The 21,135-nt window shown below is 27.8% G+C and carries 15 protein-coding genes and 1 pseudogene; 7 read left to right on the forward strand and 9 right to left on the reverse strand.

Annotated features, from left to right (window positions below):
- Positions 1-176: 176 nt before the first annotated feature.
- Complete coding sequence (locus Q0K19_RS04580; RefSeq protein ID WP_297245789.1) at positions 177-1,688, forward strand: TolC family protein; 1,512 nt, start codon at positions 177-179, stop codon at positions 1,686-1,688.
- 21 nt (positions 1,689-1,709) lie between these two features.
- On the forward strand, positions 1,710-4,880 hold the full coding sequence (locus Q0K19_RS04585) for an efflux RND transporter permease subunit (RefSeq protein WP_297245791.1): 3,171 nt from the start codon (positions 1,710-1,712) through the stop codon (positions 4,878-4,880).
- Between the two features lie 397 nt (positions 4,881-5,277).
- Here Q0K19_RS04585 and Q0K19_RS04590 read toward each other — a convergent pair whose 3' ends face one another.
- Together Q0K19_RS04590 and Q0K19_RS04595 are read right to left on the reverse strand one after the other, a co-directional pair.
- The gene (locus tag Q0K19_RS04590; RefSeq protein WP_297245793.1) at positions 5,278-5,715 is read right to left on the reverse strand and encodes an SAVED domain-containing protein; all 438 of its coding nucleotides are present in this window, start codon (positions 5,713-5,715) and stop codon (positions 5,278-5,280) included.
- A gap of 50 nt (positions 5,716-5,765) precedes the next feature.
- The gene (locus Q0K19_RS04595) at positions 5,766-6,137 is read right to left on the reverse strand and encodes an SAVED domain-containing protein (protein ID WP_297245795.1); all 372 of its coding nucleotides are present in this window, start codon (positions 6,135-6,137) and stop codon (positions 5,766-5,768) included.
- A gap of 134 nt (positions 6,138-6,271) precedes the next feature.
- On the opposite strand from Q0K19_RS04595, the gene tsaD reads away from it, so the two are divergent.
- Entirely contained in the window at positions 6,272-7,294 is a 1,023-nt protein-coding gene (tsaD, locus tag Q0K19_RS04600; RefSeq protein ID WP_297245797.1) for a tRNA (adenosine(37)-N6)-threonylcarbamoyltransferase complex transferase subunit TsaD, read from the forward strand.
- Between the two features lie 695 nt (positions 7,295-7,989).
- On the opposite strand, the gene purB is transcribed toward tsaD, so the two are convergent.
- On the reverse strand, positions 7,990-9,282 hold the full coding sequence (gene purB, locus Q0K19_RS04605; protein WP_014488005.1) for an adenylosuccinate lyase: 1,293 nt from the start codon (positions 9,280-9,282) through the stop codon (positions 7,990-7,992).
- A 146-nt stretch (positions 9,283-9,428) separates the two neighbouring features.
- Between purB and Q0K19_RS04610 the strand changes: the two genes are divergently transcribed.
- A complete protein-coding gene (locus Q0K19_RS04610) occupies positions 9,429-10,451 on the forward strand; it encodes a low specificity L-threonine aldolase (protein ID WP_297245799.1) in 1,023 nt (340 codons plus the stop codon).
- A gap of 112 nt (positions 10,452-10,563) precedes the next feature.
- Here the strand turns inward: Q0K19_RS04610 and Q0K19_RS04615 are convergent, their stop codons facing one another.
- The 4 genes from Q0K19_RS04615 to Q0K19_RS04630 all read right to left on the reverse strand — a co-directional run bounded on the left by Q0K19_RS04615 (position 10,564) and on the right by Q0K19_RS04630 (position 15,510).
- On the reverse strand, positions 10,564-12,381 hold the full coding sequence (locus Q0K19_RS04615) for a methyl-accepting chemotaxis protein (RefSeq protein ID WP_297245801.1): 1,818 nt from the start codon (positions 12,379-12,381) through the stop codon (positions 10,564-10,566).
- A gap of 101 nt (positions 12,382-12,482) precedes the next feature.
- Positions 12,483-13,373: a class I SAM-dependent methyltransferase gene (locus Q0K19_RS04620; protein WP_297245802.1), complete on the reverse strand. Its 891-nt coding sequence runs from the start codon at positions 13,371-13,373 to the stop codon at positions 12,483-12,485.
- 23 nt (positions 13,374-13,396) lie between these two features.
- Entirely contained in the window at positions 13,397-14,887 is a 1,491-nt protein-coding gene (nusA, locus tag Q0K19_RS04625; protein ID WP_297245804.1) for a transcription termination factor NusA, read from the reverse strand.
- A gap of 53 nt (positions 14,888-14,940) precedes the next feature.
- Positions 14,941-15,510: a ribosome assembly cofactor RimP gene (locus tag Q0K19_RS04630; protein ID WP_297245806.1), complete on the reverse strand. Its 570-nt coding sequence runs from the start codon at positions 15,508-15,510 to the stop codon at positions 14,941-14,943.
- 246 nt (positions 15,511-15,756) lie between these two features.
- Here Q0K19_RS04630 and Q0K19_RS04635 point away from each other — a divergent pair, with 246 nt between their 5' ends.
- From Q0K19_RS04635 to Q0K19_RS04645, 3 genes and pseudogenes are all read left to right on the forward strand, one after another.
- Positions 15,757-17,283, forward strand: coding sequence for a phospholipase D-like domain-containing protein (locus tag Q0K19_RS04635; protein WP_297245808.1), 1,527 nt, complete (start codon positions 15,757-15,759; stop codon positions 17,281-17,283).
- A 30-nt stretch (positions 17,284-17,313) separates the two neighbouring features.
- Positions 17,314-18,267 (forward strand): hypothetical protein, encoded by a 954-nt coding sequence (locus tag Q0K19_RS04640; protein WP_297245809.1) that lies wholly within the window; start codon positions 17,314-17,316, stop codon positions 18,265-18,267.
- Positions 18,257-19,054: pseudogene (locus Q0K19_RS04645) on the forward strand (carbon-nitrogen hydrolase family protein). The gene Q0K19_RS04640 and the pseudogene Q0K19_RS04645 overlap by 11 nt, the downstream one beginning before the upstream one ends.
- Positions 19,055-19,103: 49 nt before the next feature.
- Here Q0K19_RS04645 and Q0K19_RS04650 read toward each other — a convergent pair.
- Entirely contained in the window at positions 19,104-20,660 is a 1,557-nt protein-coding gene (locus Q0K19_RS04650) for an AAA family ATPase (protein ID WP_297245811.1), read from the reverse strand.
- Position 20,661: 1 nt separating this feature from the next.
- Positions 20,662-21,120, reverse strand: a complete 459-nt coding sequence (locus Q0K19_RS04655) for a hypothetical protein (protein WP_297245813.1) — start codon at positions 21,118-21,120, stop codon at positions 20,662-20,664.
- Positions 21,121-21,135 lie beyond the last annotated feature (15 nt).

A 21,135-nucleotide genomic window follows, 5' to 3' on the forward strand; every position in this document is an offset into this window, starting at 1 on the left:
TTAATTGATTTAAAGATTATAATATAAAAAATTATGTTTGTAAATATATCTTTTTCATAGTCTTAATTTACAAAAAAATAAAAATGTAGTTTATCATACAATAGTAATTTTTTTGTACTTGATAAAAAAGTCAAAAATAATAGAATAGATACAATATTTATTTTAGGTGAATAAAAGTGTTGAGGAAATTGATATATATTATTTTTTTACATTCAGTTTTTTTTAATTTTTTTATTTTTGCACAAACTAACAATACAAATACTATAATACTTCCTTATACTCAGTATATGGAAAGAATAAAATTATTAATACCAGAAATGAAATTGACAGCTTCTCAAGAAAGTAATGCGGCAAACAATTTAACAAAGGCAAAAAGCTCCGGAGATGTTAAATTTGATTTGCAGGCTGGTGCTATAGGAAAGCAAAGCCATTTTGATGAATATAGTTTTTTACCAACATCAGATTTTAATTATAATGGTTTTAGAATAGGTGCAGGTTTCAGCGGACTTATACCCTACTCTGGAACTAGATGGTCTGTAGAAATTAAGCATGACAGTTTTTTCGGCGATTTTAATACTGGAGATATTTCATTACCGGTTGATACGCCTCTAGGTACAATAAATGGAAAACTTCCAAATTTAAGTACTAATAATTTTAAATATTATTATCCAAGTATTAAAATACAAATTGCACAGCCTATACTAAGAGATTTTTTTGGTAAATTAGACAGATACCCTATAAAGGATGCAGAATATCAGCTTACTATAGCAAAATTAAAAAGAATAATAGATGATAACAGCGTATTAACATCCTATCAGAAAATTTATTATCAATGGATAATGGCTAGAAAATTAATAGCTTTATATAATGAAATGATAAGAGAAGCAAGAAGTTTTGAAAATCAAGTATACAGAAGATATACAAGCGGTGTTATAGATAATGATTCATATCAAAATGCAAAAAGACAAACATTAAAATATATAGAAGCAAGAGATAAATCAGAATTAATGCTGAAAAAAGTTATGAGAAATATTCAATTCTTTATACCTGAAGAAAATATACAGCCTAATGAAGATGATTGGAATCAAACATTAGAAACTTCTATAAATTCCAAAATAGATATAGTACCATTTTTAGAAAGTGCTCAAGGACAAATGGCCTATCAATTAAAATTAAGAAGTGAATATGCTATTTCAGTAATGAAGAATAATGCATTGCCTGATTTATCTATAGTAGGAAGTGTATCATTATCAAGTTTAGACGACAGCGGATATTTTAAGTCTTTTTCTACTATGACAAATGTTGATTATTTTGTAGGTCTTATGTTCTCCTACCCTATAGGCGGAAGAGATGCTAAAGCAAAAATGGAAGATGCTTATGCAGCTTTGAATGCTGTTACTGCTGATTTTGATAGAGTTAATAGAGATTTCGATGTGCAGATAGGTACTTATTATGATGAGTTTGAAACATACAAAAAAATGCTAGAAAATAAAAAATTAGAAGTTAATACAATAGTATCAAGAATAAATACACAAAATGCCAAATTCAGACAAGGACGACTCCCTATAGATGAAATAATAAATGCAAGGCTTGATTTAGCACAGGCAAGAGCAGAACTTCTTAATTTGCAGTATTTAATAATAACTACTGTTATGGATTATAATTCTCTAGTACTGCTTAATAATTAATATTTTTTATTGGAATTGAATATGGATAAAATAATAGAACTATTTGCAAAAAACAGATTATTAGTTAATGTTATTATTTTGGTTACTTTAGCTGTCGGAATATACTCTTATCTTAATATAAAGAAAGAAGCTTTTCCATCAACTAACTTCGATGTTATGATAGTTCAGGTTATATATCCGGGTGCTTCTCCGGAAGACGTTGAGCAATATGCAATGATTCCATTAGAAGATGAACTGCAAACTATAGCAGGTATTGATGAGTTTTATTCTATAATAATAGAAAACGCCGGAATACTTACTATAAGAATAGATATGAATCTTAAAGACTCAAGACCTGTAAAAGATGAAATATTTAGACGTCTTCAAAATGCTCCTAATGTATCGAAAGATGTTTCAGAAATAAAGATTTTTGAAGCTAATGCAAACAGACTTCCTATATACAATTTAGGTATAAGATTCAAAAAAGGAATGGAAGGAAGTGAAAAAGAACTTTATGATATATCCAAAAAATTTGAAAAAGAATTAAAATATGTAGATGGAGTTGCAAATATTGAAGTATATGGAAGAACAGATCCTGAAATTCAAATACTAGCAGATCCTAATAAATTAAATGAGTACTATACTTCATTAACAGAAATAGTACAGGCATTGTCTTTAAGAAATATACGGTCTACAAGCGGAAGTATGAAGCCTGATGAAAATGCTGATTTAGAAGAAAAAAATAAACTTCTTGTAACTACAGGACAATTTCAAGATCCATTGTCTATTACAAATGTTATTATACGTTCTATATTCAATGGTCAGCCAATAAGAATCGGAGATGTGGCAAGAGTTGAAGAATTATTTGTTGATAAAAGCGTATATATGAGAGTTAATAGTCAGCATGGATATTCAATAAACATTATAAAAAAAGAAGATGCTGATATATTAAAAACTATAGACAATGTTAATAAATATTTTGATAATAACAAAGCATCTATACCTAATAATATAGAAATAGTACCTATGGCTGATAACTCAAGAACAATTAATGATTTGCTTAATGCCGTTTCTTCAAATATTATAACAGGATTCATAATCATATTTGTAATACTTATAATATTTTTAGATTTCAAAAGTGCAATATTTACTTCGCTTGGAATGCTTATAGTTATTTCCGTTTCTCTTATTTATATGACATACTCTGGAATAACTTTCAATATAATTTCTTTAGGCGGTATTATAACGGTTTTAGGTATGATAGTTGATAACTCAATAGTAGTTTCAGAAAACATTTTTAATTATCATCAAAGGGGAATAAAAGGACTTGATGCCACAAAAAGTGCTGTAGGCGAAGTGTTTATGCCTATGCTTGTTTCTACTCTCACAACCGTTGCATCTTTTGCACCTATAATATTTGTTACTGGAACTATGGGAAGATTAATCAATCAATATCCTAGAGTTGTAATAGTAGCTTTGATTGTAAGTATATTTCAGGCAGTACTTCTTTTGCCTAATAACTTAATTACTAAAGAAGAACTTACAGGAGAGCATAAAAGAAAAAGATTTAATTTCAAAAATCCTCTTGATTTCGACAAAGATAAATTATTCGATAAATTAAAAATACCTTTTATTAAATTTTTAAGATTTACATTAAAATTTAGATATATTGTATTAATATTTTTTGTAGTTACGTTACTCATCACTTTAGCAATAGCAAAAGTAATATTTGCAAAATTTACTTTAGTTTATGATACTAGTGCTGATGTTATAGTTGTTAATATGGATACAGGAGTTGGAAGTTCTTTATATAAAACAGAAAAATATCTTCAGCAGGTAGAAAATATTATTTATGAAACTGTAAACACTAATGATATAATAGCAGTATACAGCCTATTAGGAAAGCAATTAGATAAAAACACTGTGGAAGTGTCCGAAGAAATGGATAATCTTGCCGGTATTATGATATATTTAGTTCCTGCCAATAACAGGAAAAAAATAGCTTATGATATAGCAGATGATTTAAATCTAGCTATAGAAAAAAGCGGCATAAAAAAAGAATTGGCATTAATCACAGTAAATACTAAACTTCCAATAAACCCTGGTAAAGCAGTTGATATAAAAATAATAGGCAATGATACTGCTATAGTTAAAGAAGTAAAAGATAAAATGAAAGAGCATCTTTTAAGTTTAAATGGAATAATAAACTACGATGATGATGATAAAATCGGACAGGAAGAATTAAGAATAATATTTGATTATGACAGAATGGGAGAACTAGGTGTTAATGTTGCTTATGCTGCAAGAGAATTGAGAGCGGCTTATGCTGGAATAGTCGCTACTTCAATTCAGCAGTTTGAAAATAAATTAGACTTCAGAGTAAGATTAGATAAAAAATATACTTATGATACAAATGTACTTAATAATCTTTACATACCAAATACATATAACAGACTTATACAATTAAAAGATATAGCACATATATATATTACAAACAATCAATCAAGCATAAGACATTATAACGGTAAAAAATCTATAACGATGACAGCGGATATTGAACAGGGAAAAAATACTGCCATACAAGTAACTTATGCAATGCAGGATTATTTTAATTCTATATCAAAAGAATACCCTAATATAAGTGTAGAGTTTGCAGGAGAGGTAAAAGAAACTAGAGGCTCTATAATAGGTATTGCTTGGGGATATGTTGTTGCTATAATTGCAATATATGTAATACTTCTTCTTCAATTTAATAAATTTGTTCAGCCTTTCATGATTTTGGGTATAATACCATTTGGAATAATAGGAGTTATACTTGGATTTGCAGCACATAGAATGCCTATGTCATTTGTTGGTGCTGTTGGTATAGTTGGGCTTGCAGGTGTAGTTGTAAATAATGGTATTATAATGGTGGACTTGATAAACAGAATACTTGAACAAGGAAACATACATGCAAAAGAAGATGTACTTAATGCGGTAGTAGAAGGTGCAGGCGACAGATTCAGAGCAATATTTCTAACAACAGTTACTACAATATTCGGACTTCTTCCAACTGTTTATGGTATAGGCGGAAGTGCTGATTTGATAGTACCTATGGTTATGGCTATGGCTTATGGGCTTTTATTCGCTGCCCTTTTGACATTGATACTGTTGCCTTCTCTATTCATGATATCAGCGGATTTGAAACTTATTAAAATAAATTATAAAAACTGATTGAATATTTATAGTTTTATAGTATATACCTAAACAATTATATTTTGTCAAAATAATTTTTTCTAATTTAAAATATTTGCATGGCTTTGCCCTTACGAAGTACACAGAGTGCAGCCACCCACTTCTTTTGTTGACACAAAGAAGCTTATATCCTCGACAAGCTCGGATACGCTTCACGAAAGGCTATATTGAGCTTAAATTTAATAAATTATTTTACATGTAATACAATTTTAGTATGATTTAACACTAATTTTATACTTGCACTTTTTGCAACTTTTTGCGGCGGGAAAAAGTTGAATAAAAAAATTGATAAAATATAGTTGTTTAGGCATATACAATTAAAAAATGAGTTCGCTCACATTAATACAAAATGTAATTAAAAAATTATTAATATTATTTAATACTCTAGTAAATTGCTATTAAGTATTGCACCGAGTTCATATCTGTTATTATCGCTGTTGTAATTATATATATAAAATGTTAAATAATCATATTTATAATCAGCCATTTTTTGTCCTACATATAAAAGTCCATTAGCAGGTATTGAACTTAATATATGAACTTCTTCTAAATTTCTATATTTTACTATATCATCAAAAATCTCATCTATCTTTTTAGTAAATAAATAATAACATCTTTTATTTACCAAACTTTTATGAGAATACTCTTCTAATATAACTTGATGTGTTATTGTGATGATATTGCTGTATGAATAATCGAATCCTTTATTAAGAATAAGATTTTTATCATCTTTATAAACTTGTTCTATATCATTAATATTTGATTGTCCTGATAATATTATCCCTATTGGGTGATTAATATTATCTATTCTCATAACATTTGATTTGCTTTCTACAAAACTCTTTAATTCAGGCTCATCTATCTCTATATCTTTAATGAATCTTTTGGCTTTGGGAGAAAAACAAAATTATATCCGTATTTCTCTAATATATAAGCAATAGAAACAAGTATGCTGTTAGGAGCTATTGCATAAAGCACTATTGGATAATCTTTAGTTATATTTTTTTCTTTAAACTTTGATAATATAATATTTTTTAATTTCTTTATAACATTATCTATTTTATTTTCTTTTTCATTTTTGTATTCTTTATATTCTTTATCTAAATCTATTTCCAAATCAATAGGAGGCATTTCTCCAAAGTTCTGAGCATTTCCTCTTATAGAATGAAATATTTTTACTCTTTTAATATTATCATCTTCAGTCATATAATCAAAAATTTTATTATTATCTTTCATGCTTTACTCTCTATACATGTTTTATAAATTAATCAAAATAAACTATTTACAAATAATATAAAAAAATATATATTATAGAAACATTTTCGTAATAATTTTAACATAAAATAGAATAAATTGATATTGGAGATAAAATGAAAATATTAGGTATAGACACTTCATGCGACGATACTTCTGCTGCTATAGTTGAGGACGGAAAAAATGTACTTTCTTCAGTATTAAGCTCATCAATAGATGCACATAAAGAATTTCAAGGAGTAGTTCCTGAAATTGCTGCAAGAAAACATTTGGAAGCAATACTCTATGTAATAGATAAAGCATTAAAAGATGCAAATACCACTTTAGATGATATAGATTTATTTGCAGTTACCAACAGACCAGGACTCTTAGGCTCTTTGCTTGTTGGAGTGGCAAGTGCAAAATCATTGGCATTTTCTTTAAACAAGCCGTTATTAGCTTTGGATCATATAGCCGCACATATTTATTCGCCTCATCTTACAAATGATATAGAGTTTCCTTATATAGCATTGGTTGTATCTGGAGGACATACTATAATAACAGAAGTGCATGATTACGGTGAGTATAAAGTTGTAGGCACTACTTTAGATGATGCTGTGGGCGAAGCTTATGATAAAGTTTCAAAGTTTTTAAATCTAGGATATCCTGGCGGTCCTATAATAGATAGATTAGCTAAAGAAGGAAACAAAGAAGCAATAAAGTATCCTATTGTATTATTAAACGGCATAGATGAATTTAACTTCTCATACAGCGGACTTAAAACTGCATGCGTTTATTCTACAAAAAAATATCTTAAAGAAGGATATGAAGCAACTAATGAAAATATAGCTGCTGCATTTCAAATAAGTGCAATAGAGCCTTTATATATTAAAACTTTGAAATATGCTGAAAAAAGCGGTATTAAAAGAGTTACATTATCCGGAGGAGTGGCATGCAATAGTTATTTGAGAGAGAGATTTGGAAACTCTAAAGACTTTGAATGTTATCTGCCTGCTTTAAAATACACAACAGATAATGCTGCTATGGTTGCAGGGCTTGCTTATCATATGAAAGATAAACAGGATTTTGCTGATTATAATTTAGATTGTTTCTCAAGAGTTTTGAATAAAAAATATAATAAAAACAAAAGTGCAAAATAAAATTATAATTAACTAGAATTTATTTACTAGCTTTATTATAAAATAGACTTGTTTCAAAACTTATTTATAAATAATTTTTTAAGTTTGTCAACTGATTCACTTTATGTAGAATTATCAACTTTTTTGCTGCACATTCTCTGCAAGCTTCGCCAAAGTTGCTGCCGACACCACAGGTTGACTTTGTCGTCATGCTTTGGAAAACGCAATTACTAGAACTTTATATTTTAATGATGTTTATTAAATGTATGATATATACTAAAAATTTTTAACTTTGTCAAAATTAGTTTTTATATTGCTATTATTTTCGGGGGCTAGCCCCCGACCCCCAGTTCTTTTGTTGACACAAAGAACCTATATCCTCGACAGGCTCGGATACGCTTCGCGAAAGACTGCATTTTTAACCTAAATTTTAGGTATTACCATACATTTAATATATATTGTAATAATATAAGGTTTTAGCACTTGCGTTTTTTGCAACTTTTTTGTGCGACAAAAAAGTTGATAATACATTTACAAAATATAAAAATTGACAAAATATAGTTGTTTAGTTATACACTGATTATACTAATAATTATATAACTAATTTTATAAATAAGTTTTGAAACAAGTCTAATAATTAAAATTTATGCAATAAAAAAGAATGATAACTAATTATTCTATAATCAATTATCATTCTTTTATTTTATTTAATTAAATTATATTCCAAATCTTTTCATTATAACATCAATATTTCTTAGATAGTATGCATAGTCAAAGCAGTCATCAATTTCCTGAGAGCTTAAATATTTTGTAATATCCTCATCTTTGTGAACATTCTCTCTAAAGTCTTCGTTATTGAGCCATCTTTTCATTGCATTTCTTTGTACCCATCTGTAAGCATTATCTCTGTCAATGCCTTTATTAACTAAGCTTATCAAAATTCTTTGGCTGAAAATTAAACCGCCTGTCTTTTCAATATTAGCTTTCATAGCTTCAGGATAAATTAAAAGCTTATCTACTATATCAATGAATTTGTTAATAGCATAATCAACTGCAATTGTAGAATCTGGAAGTATAACTCTCTCTACTGATGAATGGCTTATATCTCTTTCATGCCAAAGCGTAATGTCTTCCATAGAAGCTAATGCATTACCTCTTACTATTCTTGCTAAACCTGATATTCTTTCGCAAGTGATAGGGTTTCTTTTATGAGGCATAGCAGATGAACCTTTTTGCTTTTCACTGAAATATTCTTCTGCTTCTCTTATATCTGTTCTTTGAAGGTTTCTAATCTCTGTAGCAAATTTCTCTAATGAACTAGCAACTATTGCTAAAGTAGTAAGATACTGTGCATGTCTGTCTCTTTGTATTATTTGAGTAGAAACTTTATCAGCTTCTATACCTAATTTTTTACAAACTATTTCTTCTATTCTAGGATCAATATTACTGTAAGTACCAACGGCACCGGAAAGCTTACCAACCGAAACCTGTTTTTTAGCCTCCTCTACCCTTTTAATATTTCTTTCGTTCTCATCATACCATAAAATAAATTTAAGTCCTAATGTCATAGGCTCTGCATGTATACCATGAGTACGTCCTATACAAGGAGTATATTTATGTTCTTTAGCTCTTCTTAATAATACTTCTGATAATCTTTTTAAATCATCCAATATAATTTCAGCAGATCTTTTCATCATAACAGCTAATGCAGTATCTTTTACATCGCTTGAAGTTAAGCCTTTATGTATATATTGTCCGCCCTCGCCTACATTTTCCTGAACAGCAGTTACAAATGATATAATATCATGATTAGTTTCTTTTTCTATTTCAGCAATTCTCTCTACTGTGAAAGTTGCTTTTTCTTTAATATTCTTTACTGCCTCTGCAGGAATCTCTCCTATTTCAGCCATAGCCTCACAAGCAGCAATCTCAACATCAAGCATAACCTGAAACTCATTTTGCAAGCTCCAAAGTTCGCCCATCTCTTTTCTAGTATATCTCTTTATCATAGATTATTATCCTTAATATAAAATATTGAATTATTATAGACAGAATTATAAATTATTTCAATTATTTTTTAATAGTTGTAATTTATAAAAAAAGAATTAAAATTATTGCATTAAAAATATATTTTTAATATACGGAGCAATTAAAAATGAAAATTTATGATTTAAGAAGTGATACCATTACAAAACCAAGCGATGAAATGCGTAAGGCAATATATAATGCTGAATGCGGTGATGATGTATACATGGAAGATACAACCGCAAATAAATTACAAGAAATGGCAGCTGAAATTACTGGAAAAGAAAAAGCGATATTCGTTTCAAGCGGTACTATGGGTAATTTAATACCTATGATGATATTAGGAAAAAAAACTAGACAAGTTCTTTTAGAAGAAGAATCCCATATAATACATTATGAACTTGGAGGAGTTTCATCTTTGGCAGGAATAATACCATTTCCTGTAAAAGCTGAAAGAGGAATATTAACTAAAGATATTATAAAAAATTATTTAAATGAACAGCCTTATTATATGTCATCTGTTAATATAGTGGAAGTAGAAAATACTCATAACAGACATGGCGGTTCTGTTTATCCTATAGAAGTATTGAAAGAATTACATGACTTCACTAAATCAAAAAATGTTCATCTTCATATGGATGGTGCAAGAGTTTTTAATGCATCTATAGCTAGTAAAGTATCTGTTAAAGAAATAGCTTCAAATACTGATTCAATAACTTTCTGTTTATCTAAAGGCTTGGGTGCTCCGATGGGTGCTATGATATGTTCTAATAAAGATTTCATTGACGAAGCATTTAGAATAAGAAAATTAATAGGCGGAGGAATGAGACAAATAGGACTTATGGCTGCTGCCGGAATATATGCTTTAGAAAATAATATACCTTCATTAGAAGAAGATCATCAAAAAGCAAAAAAAATAGCAAATGCAATACTTGAATCAGGAATAGGAACTCTTAATTTAGAAAATGTAGAAACTAATATAGTTATAGCCGATACTAAAAAATTATCAACAGAAATATTATCAAAACTTTCAGAAAAAGGTATTAAAGCAAGTTCTTTCGGAGATTATAAAATAAGATTTGTAACTCATAGAGATATAAGTATGGATAAAGTAGATAAAGTTTGCGAAATAATAAAAGGTTTAAAAATATAATTAATCAATAAATTATAGGCTCATCACTAATTAATTAAATTGTTATATTTTTAATTGAGTTTATATAAAAAAGAGTATGCTGAATGTAAAAGCATACTCTTTTTTATTTTATTTATTTAAAATTTTTATCCAATTTGAAATACTCTAATTCAGATGTCAAATTAGTTGTTCCATTAACAACATCTTTTCCAAGTAATGAACTATCATTAACTAATTCAGCATTTTCCTGAGTAATTTTATTTAACTCATTCATAGCAGTATTGATTTGTTTAACACTTTCCTCTTCTTCAGATGTAGCCTCATATATATGAATCAATATATCAGCAACTTCTTTAGCAGAATTTTCTATTTCTACAAGTATATCCAAAGATTTTCTTACAGACTCATCTCCAATCTCTATTTTAGAAACAGTATTTTCTATAATGCTTGTAATATTTCCAGCAGCTTCATTAACATTTTGTGCTAAACTTCTTATTTCTGAAGCAACAACAGCAAATCCTCTTCCTTGATCACCAGCACGTGCAGCTTCAACTGCCGCATTTAATGCTAATATATTAGTTTGAAAAGCTATTGATTGTATTAATTTTGTAATATTTGATATTTCTTTACTAGACTCTGAAATTTCAATCATATTATGGGATATTTCATTAACAGCAGCTACTCCATTCTGTGTAGATTCTGTAACCCTAGAACTCATATTCTTAGCATCATAAGAATTTTTAGAAGTACTTGAAATAGCTGTGAGTAAATTTTCTATAGAACTTGTTATCTCTTCAACAGCTGCCGCCTGAGAAGATGTTCTATCTGATAAATTATCTATACCTCTTGATATCTTTTCAGAAGAATCATTAATTAATGATATATTTTGTTTTAATTCGGAAACAATAGTATACATTATATGCTGCATATCATTAATAGAATTAGCCAAAGTACCTGAAACATCTTTTCTTTTTAAATCTCTTTCTTCAAATTGACTGTCGAATCTTCCGTCCTGCATTAATGTCATTATTGTAATGGCATGATATAAATTATTTGATAACGGTATTACTATTCTAGCAACTAAAAGAAATTCTAACACTATAAGTAAGAATATGCATAAAAAGAAACTTAACATTAAAAATCTGAATTGAGAATAAAATATATCGGCACTTCCTTTGAACACCAGTATCCAAGGAGCATTATCTGTCTTTTTAATAGAATACCATTCATTACCTATTATATCTAAATCCCCTATATGAGATGATAAATTATTTTTAAAATCAGCAAATATAGGATATGTAAATAAATTATTAGTTTCATTTAGTATATAATCTTTATTATCATGTGTCATGAAAATACCATTATCAGAAACTATATAAATTTCATCTTCAAAATTTTTCTTTAAACTTTCAGTTATGGTACTTATATTAGCAAAATCTATTGCACATACACCTTTTAAACTGCCATTAGTATAAACTGCCTTTCCAAATGTAATAGTAAGTTTATTAACAGCAAAATCTATATAAGGATCACTAATCATTATATTATTAGTAGCTACAGAATCTTTATACCAATCTCTAGAAGTTTGATCATAAGTACGCGGATAAACTTCCAAAGTATTCATAAAAACCCCGCCTTGAGGATATGGAGTGCTATTTCCAAAATATACATTCAAATAACCTTCATTAAGTTTCTGAACATTAGTAATAAAATTACCAAATTCCTCCCAATTAGGATTAGATGATAAATATGCATCCATAACATAAATAGTATTTTTTAATTCTTCAACATATCCTTCTGTTCTAGTTTTTGCCTCTAATGCTTGAAGATTCTTTTCTCTTAAAAATCTAGATTTATATAAAGGCTTATAAAAAATATATATAACAACGAATAACAACAGAAGAAATATTATGAAAGGAGCTAAAAATTTGATCATTAATTTATTTTTCATAATGACAACCTTTATAGAAATTTAGTATATATTTTAAATATACTAAATTATGTGCCTAAAGTCAAAAATAATGATAATTTTTTGTACAAAATTCTACAATTTTAAAGATTTGATATTACTCTTATATTTTCTCCATAAGACCATATGTTATTATTATCACTATAATCGATAAATATTGATTTTGGAGAAATGAGCATTTTTAATGCGAAAATAGAAAAAGAACATATATTATTTATATTGGGTAAACTACCCTCTAATATATTTGCTCTAAGCATTTCATTATTTACAGGAACTTTATAATTACTGTAATTAGATTCTATTATATTTAATCCTGATTTTTCTATAAATTTTATGAGATTATCCTTATTAAAATTTACAATATGCTCAGTAGATAAATATCTCATAAGCATTTCATAACTGCATTGATCTTTCATAGGAGAATTAGGCACTTCAATATATAAATATCCATTAGGTTTAAGCATATTTTTAATTTTTAATAATATTTCAGATGGATTTTTAAAATGCTCTATAACATGCGAAAGCATTATTATATCATATTTATCTTCACTTTCTAAAAAATTAGGTTTTAAATCAATATTATATTTATTTTTTGCATAAAGTCTGGCATTATCATTGAGTTCATAACCGTAAACATCACATCCATATTTTTTAAATATGCTCAATAATAAACCATCAAAAGCACCTATTTCACATACTTTTTTATTTTTACAGTCAATATACTTATTTACAAAATTAAACTGTGATAAGCTTCTAGCATAACGCATTTTGCTTTTAGCTTTTTCAAATAATTTATTTTTTATATTATTATGATATTCATTCTTATACAGAAGATATATTTCTTCATCAGTGGGCTGATCTATAAAATAAAGCCCGCAATTACTGCATTGATAAACCTTTTTGTGATTCTTCCATATATTTTTTATAATACCGATTTCAGTATAATTATTACTTCCGCAAACCTCACATATCATAAAAATATACTCTATTATTACTATTATTCAAAAGAAAGCTCAATTCCGCATTTAGGACATTTAGTCATATCTTCTGTAATGCTAGATCCGCAGTTAGGACATTCATAAACTTCTATCTCTTCAACAACCTCTTCGGAAGTAGTTTCATATTCATCATCAGAAGCCTCCACAACCTCAACAACATCTTTCATCACAAGCATTAAATTATCAACAACATCTTTTTCAAGATTAGTTTTTTCCATAACCTCTTCTACAGACATATTGTATAATTCTTCTATAGAGTTAATATTATTATCTATGAGAGTTTTTATAATTGCTTCATCAATACCCTGTAAAGAATATAAGTTACTTTCAAATACTTCTGCTGTTTCTAATTCTTCATCAGCAGCTTGAACTTCTTCTGCAGTATCTGAGAATATTTGATTCAAAGGAACTATATCTTTTAATAATTCAGGATTTTCTTTAATATCTGTTTCTGTTTTTATATCAAAATAATATCCTGTAAGCTGAGAAGCCAATTTTACATTATAACCGCTTTTACCCAAAGCAAGAGAAAGCTGTTCATCAGGTATAATAATCATAGCTTCTTTCTTTTCAGGGTCTGTAATGATAATTCTTATAGGCTTAGCTGGAGTTATAGCTTCTGCAATATACTCTCTTATATCTTTGGACCATTTTACAACATCTATCTTTTCACCTTCTATTTCTTTAATTATAGACTGTATACGAATACCTTTTTGACCTATACAAGCACCTATAGGATCAACTTCAGGCTTATTAGATGCAACTGCAACTTTTATTTTTAATCCTGGCTGTCTTACTACATTTTTAATTTCTATAGTACCGTCAGCAATTTCAGGTATTTCTAATTCAAAAAGTTTCTTTATGAAATCAGGTTTTGTTCTAGTAAGCAATATTTTTGTATGAACATCTTTACCTTTTTCATCTTTACCGCCCTGAACTTTATATATATAAGCTCTTATTCTATCTCCAACAGTATAATGTTCTCTAGGAGATTGGTCTTTCTTCTGTAATTCTCCTTCTGTCTTTCCTAAATTTATATAGATAGTTCCTCTATGTTCTCTTTGGAAATATCCGTTTACAAGCTGATTTTCTCTTCTTTTGAATTCATTATATATAAGATTTTTTTCTAATTCAGAAATTTTTTGTAAAAATGCAGTTCTTGCTACTGTACTTTCTATTCTTCCGAATGCTTCTACCTGATCAACAAGTATTAAAACTTCATCACCCAAATTAATATCCTGATCTAATTTCTTAGCCTCTTCTAAAGATATTTCTTTATTCTTATTTCTAACTTCTTCTACAACACTAGCACCCTTGTATACAGTAGGATTATTTTTATTGTCAAAATGAATATGAAATTTTATATCATCACCATATTTCTTCTTTAAAGCTAATTCCATAGTGGATGCTATTACTTCTTTTAAAAGCTCCACACTAATATCTTTTTCATCAGAAAGCTGCTGTAAATAAGTTCCAACATTTTCAAACATTTTGACTTCTCCATTTTTTATTTTTTATTAAACATGTTTATAGTATATAAATATTAACAATTTAATCTTGCTTTTATGATATCTTTTTTTAATATTTTTATATTTTTTTCATTAATAACATTATCTTCATCGGTTACAGTTATTATAATGTAATCATCTTCAGACTTTTTAAGCATTGCATAAGCAGTAATAAATTCTTCACCGCTTCTATATTTTATTTTTATAGGCATATCTTCAAATAATTCATATCTGTCATTGAATTTCCACCTAAATCCGGCAGAAGAAACAGTTATAGTATAATCTCCCTCATCATAACCATTAGCCTTTATACAATCCTGAATCTTTCTAGTAGTTTCTATACAATGAGTATGAGATACACTTTCTTTTTTCTTAAAAATAACAGCATATACTTTTTTATTATCAGAAATAGCTCTTACTTTCAAATCAAGCAAATATATATTATTTTTCTCTAAAACATCTTTTATACCATTAAACAATAAAGCTTCATCTATTATATTATTATCTATTTTTTTATTTGATTTTTCTTTATTTTTTAATTTCTTTTTCTTAGGCTCTCTGCCATATTCTTTTTGTTTTTGAGGTTTAGTTTTATTATTATTCATACAAATGCTGTTTTTTATTATTTTCCTAAATATAAAAAAAGAGTGTCAGTTTTTGCTGCCAAAAACCAACGCCCTTCATTACAAATATTTTCGGAAGTAATTATATTTTACCCTACTAATGATTTTTGTCAAGTATTTTAATAAAATTTATTATTATGTTAATATTAATTAATTGACTTTTATTATTTTCTATTTTATTATAAAGAAAATAAACTATGAATAGAATTATTAAATAATTGGTAGAAGATGGTATTTTATATATTAACAATTATATTCTTCTTGTATGTAGTATCTATAGCTATAAAAATGCTGCTTGAAAACAGACCTCCATATTCATTTATAGCTTGGCTTACAGTTTTAGTATTTTTGCCTTATATTGGTGTAATATTTTATATATTTCTTGGAATGGATTGGAAGAAATCAAAAAAGAAAATTTCTGCTAAACTTCCAGAGGATATGATAAAAAATTATTTTTCTTCATTGCTTAAAGAACAAATAAAAATACTTGATAATATGCAGGGTAATTATGGGAAGCATATAAATTTGGTTAAGCTTGCAATAAAAAGCGGATACTCCCCTATTACAGTTCAAAATGAAGTTTATGTATTTGATGAAGGCGACAAACTGTTTGATGCTATAATTCAGGATTTAAAATTAGCAGAAAAAACTATACATATGGAATATTTTATATGGAGAAGCGATAAGCTTGGTAATAGAATAAAAGATGTACTTATAAATAAAGCAAAACAAGGCGTTGAAATAAGGCTTATTTTTGACGGTGTAGGATCATTAAAAAGAATAAGCAGAAAATACAGAAAAGAACTAAAAGCAAATGGAATAAAATTTTTATATTATCATGACCCTTTTTCTATATTATGGACTAGATTTGTAAATTATAGAAATCACAGAAAAATAGTTGTAGTTGATGGTGTTGTAGCATATATGGGCGGAATGAATATGGGGCAGGAATATATAGATGGAGGAAAACGATTTAATTCTTGGAAAGATGTTCATATGAGAATAGTTGGGGATTCATGCAATCTTATACAGAATGTTTTCGTATGCGATTGGTATAATGCCGGAGGAAGAGATTTAGAAATTTTTAATATTGAAGAAAATAAACATAAACATTTCAAAAAAATAAAATATGCTGATAAAAATTTAAACGAAGAAAAAGTGTCAATTATAAGAAAAGATTTATTTCCGCAGTCTTTCACAGATAAATTTCTGCCTGTTCAGATAATAACTTCAGGTGCCGACTCTAAATGGGATAGCATACAAAAAGTATATTCTAAAATGATAGAAGAAGCTAAAGAAAGTATTTATATAGAAAGTCCTTACTTTGTACCTGATGACGGATTTTTAAGAACTTTAGAAAATGCTGCATTATCCGAAGTAAATGTAAACCTTATGATAACAGGAAATCCTGATAAATTGGTCGCATGGTGGGTAGCTCAAACATATTTTGAAACTTTGCTCAATGCTGGCGTAAACATATATTTATATGAAAAAGGTTTCTTGCACAGTAAATTCTGCGTAATGGACGGAAGAATAGTATCATGCGGTACTTGCAACATGGATATAAGAAGCTTTTATTTACATTACGAAATGAATGCTGTTATATATGATATTGATATAGCTAAAAAATTTGAAGATATATTTAAAAAAGATATGCTCGATTCTCATAAAATAACTATAGAGGAATATTCTAAACAGCCTATGCTTGTAAGACTTAGAAATTCGGCTTGCAGAATTATAGCTCCTGTTTTATAATATGGCATATTTTTTATACGGTAAATAATTATGATGAAGAAAATAAAAATATCTGAATTAGATAATCAAGCCCTTTTAGATTTGGGGCTTTCAAAGGAAAGACATATTCTTTTTGTGGATGATATAGGTATAAAGAAAGATAATATACCAGCTTTGAATGAACTTCTAAAAACTAGACAAGATTTCTTTATTAATTTATCATCAGAAAAGAATGAAAGTAATAAAAATTATATAAGCGGTAATGATCTGCTTACAGCTTTGCCTGAAATGAGAAATCTTATATATCATGCATCGCTAAAGTATCCTTTAAAAAATATTTCTATATTTGCCAAACTTATCAATTTGAGAAGTTTACATTTATACGGCGACTTACCTAAAGATATGGAATTAAAGCCTCTTGATAATATAGAAAATTTGGAAAGTGTTTATATAGAAAATGGACTTACATTAAGACAAGATGTTTATTTATCTATGAAAAGCACAATAAGAGAAATAGGTGCCGGAACATTTAGAATGGAATCTTTTGATAAGAATCCTAATCTAAAAAAAATAGCTGTTCTCACAGGAGTTTCTCATGAAGAAGAAATTCCTAAAAAACTTCCTGAACTAGAAGAACTTTATATTGAAAAAGGAAAAAATATAAGATCATTTAATTTTCTATCAGAAATGAAAACACTTAAAACTTTGGAATTAAATAATATACCTTCTCTAAAAGAAATTCCTGATTTAAGTAATTTAGAAAATTTAACAAAAGTTATTTTAACTAATCTAAGAAATCTTGAGAATATGGATGCAATATTAAATCACCCTAGAATAAGAACTTTAATATTAGAAAATATAAAATGCTTTAATATAGATATGCTTTCAAAAGAAACAGCTCCAAGATTAAAATATATATCAGTTGTCAGCGATGATAAAAATTGGGATAAAAGAACAAAAAAGTTACTAGAAGAAAAAGGATACAAGGACTATAATGAAGATTAGTATCTTGGAATTCGATATACAAAAAGACAAGTATAAAAACCTAGAAATAATAAATAATCATTTAAAAAATATAAGTACTAAAGAAAAATCTGATTTGATAATACTTCCTGAATTATCTTCTAATGGTTATTTATTTGAAAATAGAGATGAATTAAGTAAAACAGCTGAAAATATAAAAGACGGTATATTTATAAATGGTATATCTGAAATTTCAAAAGAATATAATACTTCTATAATAGCAGGATTTGCTGAAAAGTTTGAAGATAAAATTTATAATTCTGCTGTGATAATAGATAAAGGAAATATTAAAGGCATATACAGAAAAATACATTTATCCGATTTTTAAAAGAAATTCTTTGACTCTGGAGATATAAATAATGCTGATTTAATATTCAATATAAACGGCATTAATATATCAGTACAAATATGTTTTGATTTATGGTTCAATGAAATATCAAGAAAACAAATATTAAATGGAAGCAATTTGATATGCGTACTTGCTAATTTCGGTTCTAATACTACTTTTGAAATAGCTAGAATAAGAGCAATAGAAAATTTAACTCCTCTAGTATTATGCAATCGCATAGGTATAGAAAAAAATTCAATTATGGAAGCATCTTTCATAGGCAAAAGTTTTATATGCGATGAAACAGGAAAATTACTCACAAATATAAACGAAAATCAAAACAATAAGATAATAAAAGCTGAAATAGAAATAAAAAACAAAAGACAAAATATAATATGTTCTGATTTTATGGAAGAAATAAAAAGGCATTATACAATTTAAATAATGAGCCTGATTTACATAACCAAGCCCATTATTTATATACAATATATTATACCAAAACCCTTCTTACTAATTTATTATCATCGTTTTTGCCGCCTATAGGTATATTTGAAGCAGGTACGGCTCTTTCCCTTCCCCAATCTCTTATATACTCTATTTTTTCAGGGCTAGTCTTTGAAAGCGGAATAACATTTTTAAGTGCATTTATAATAAGCTCACTTGTAAACTTAAGATCATCATTTGCAATAACCCTATACGCTACATCTCTAATTGATGATTCTAAATCTGCACCGGTAAAGCCGTCAGTTATTTCAATAAGTTCTTTTAATGTATTTTCATCTACAGAAGAATTCAAATATTTTTTTAAATACAAATTAATAATATCTTTTCTCTCCTCTTCTGAAGGCAAATCTATAAAGAATAATTCATCAAATCTTCCTCTTCTTAAAAGCTCTGAAGGAAGTTCGGATACATCATTTGCAGTTGCAACAACGAATACCATCTTTTTGCATTCCTGCATCCAAAATAAAAACTGACCTATCATTCTAGTTGTAACGCCTGAAGAATCAGAACCGCCGCCTGAAAGTCCCTTCTCTATTTCATCTATCCATAAAACACATGGGGAAACTCTTTCAGCAGTTTGAAAAGCTTCTTTAAGCTGCTGCTCACTCTGACCAACATACTGTCCCTGAACAGTGGCAAAATCTAATCTATAAAGAGGTAAATTCCAATACGAAGCAACCGCCTTAGCAGAAAGAGATTTTCCGCATCCAGGTACTCCTACTAATAATATTCCTCTAGGCGGATTTAATCCTCTTTTTGTTAATTCATCTCTCTTTTCTGATACCTGAAGCTTCTTCTTATCATTAAGCCAATTCTTTAATCCTCCAAGTCCTCCTACATCTGCTATATCAGATGATACTTCTATTTTTTCAAGACCGTTTATATCTGAAAATAATTTATCTTTTGCAAATTTTAATTCAAGCAAATCAGCTTTCTTTATATGTCTGCTTGCTATCAAAGAAACTATTACATTCTGTATTTCTACTTTAGTAATACCTGTAAGAGTTAAAGCAGCTTCTCTATAATCATTTTCGTCCCAATCAACTTTTATGCTATTTTTATAAGGTTCTATATTTTCTGCTATAATATCATAAACCTCATCTTCTGAAGGCAAATCCAAATCTAAACTCATACCCAATCTCTGTAAATTAGACCATACAGTATCCTGAGTAATAACTATAATAGAAGCACCTTTTTCTTCTGCTAAATTTACTATATCAAAAATATATCTTGCAGTAGTTGTATCTGCATCCAATTCTGAAACATCTGTAAAAATAAAAGTTAAATTAGCCTTTAAATTTATTTGTTCAGCTATAAAATCTAAAGCTCCTATAACTGTTTTATCATCATTAACAGATTTTTCTGTAACTATATCATACATACCTTTTGATAATGTATGAACATAAAAAGGCAATGAAAGATCCTTAGCTGTTTCTCTCAAAATATCTAATGCTCTTTGTCTTTCTATTGTATAAAAAGGAATAAAAGGTATTCTAGCAAGGGAATATCTTTTTAATTTTTCTTTACATTCTTTATAATTCATATTATACTCCTAAATCATTTACTCTAGTACTCTTTATTATCTTCTTTAAAAATCCTGTTCTATCTGAAGCAGCGGAATCTTCTAAACTCTGCTGTACTGTATCAGCTGAACTTTTTATAAACTCTACAAATTTATCAGAATACTCCTTAGACACATTCAATATAGACTGTGCTTTAACTATCTTCAAAAGAAAAGTATATTCTCTTTTTAAATTGTTTAATGCAGGAGATAAAATATCAATATTTGTTGTTTTACCTGTAATAGAGTCAAATTTTTCATCTGCTTTTTTCATTCTATACTCTATAGTTTCTTGCAGCTTTGTGAATAATCTCTCATAATTTCCAGATTCTATAACACCATTATTTATTGCTTCAAGTATTTCAGTATCTGAAGGAGATGAACTTTTTAATGTATCTAAAATTTTAGTCCATTCAAAATATGTTTTTGGAGCTTTTATCATAATATATTCCTTAAA

The organism is uncultured Brachyspira sp., from assembly GCF_944393015.1.
Lineage (GTDB): Bacteria > Spirochaetota > Brachyspiria > Brachyspirales > Brachyspiraceae > Brachyspira.

What these genes read in the sequence shown, in the direction of transcription:
- Q0K19_RS04585 (WP_297245791.1), top strand. Translation starts at nt 1,710, where the DNA reads ATGGATAAAATAATAGAACTATTTGCAAAAAACAGATTATTAGTTAAT.
- Q0K19_RS04590 (WP_297245793.1), bottom strand. Translation starts at nt 5,715, where the DNA reads ATGAGAATAGATAATATTAATCACCCAATAGGGATAATATTATCAGGA.
- Q0K19_RS04595 (WP_297245795.1), bottom strand. Translation starts at nt 6,137, where the DNA reads ATGAAAGATAATAATAAAATTTTTGATTATATGACTGAAGATGATAAT.
- tsaD (WP_297245797.1), top strand. Translation starts at nt 6,272, where the DNA reads ATGAAAATATTAGGTATAGACACTTCATGCGACGATACTTCTGCTGCT.
- purB (WP_014488005.1), bottom strand. Translation starts at nt 9,282, where the DNA reads ATGATAAAGAGATATACTAGAAAAGAGATGGGCGAACTTTGGAGCTTG.
- Q0K19_RS04610 (WP_297245799.1), top strand. Translation starts at nt 9,429, where the DNA reads ATGAAAATTTATGATTTAAGAAGTGATACCATTACAAAACCAAGCGAT.
- Q0K19_RS04615 (WP_297245801.1), bottom strand. Translation starts at nt 12,381, where the DNA reads ATGAAAAATAAATTAATGATCAAATTTTTAGCTCCTTTCATAATATTT.
- Q0K19_RS04620 (WP_297245802.1), bottom strand. Translation starts at nt 13,373, where the DNA reads ATGATATGTGAGGTTTGCGGAAGTAATAATTATACTGAAATCGGTATT.
- nusA (WP_297245804.1), bottom strand. Translation starts at nt 14,887, where the DNA reads ATGTTTGAAAATGTTGGAACTTATTTACAGCAGCTTTCTGATGAAAAA.
- Q0K19_RS04630 (WP_297245806.1), bottom strand. Translation starts at nt 15,510, where the DNA reads ATGAATAATAATAAAACTAAACCTCAAAAACAAAAAGAATATGGCAGA.
- Q0K19_RS04635 (WP_297245808.1), top strand. Translation starts at nt 15,757, where the DNA reads ATGGTATTTTATATATTAACAATTATATTCTTCTTGTATGTAGTATCT.
- Q0K19_RS04640 (WP_297245809.1), top strand. Translation starts at nt 17,314, where the DNA reads ATGATGAAGAAAATAAAAATATCTGAATTAGATAATCAAGCCCTTTTA.
- Q0K19_RS04650 (WP_297245811.1), bottom strand. Translation starts at nt 20,660, where the DNA reads ATGAATTATAAAGAATGTAAAGAAAAATTAAAAAGATATTCCCTTGCT.
- Q0K19_RS04655 (WP_297245813.1), bottom strand. Translation starts at nt 21,120, where the DNA reads ATGATAAAAGCTCCAAAAACATATTTTGAATGGACTAAAATTTTAGAT.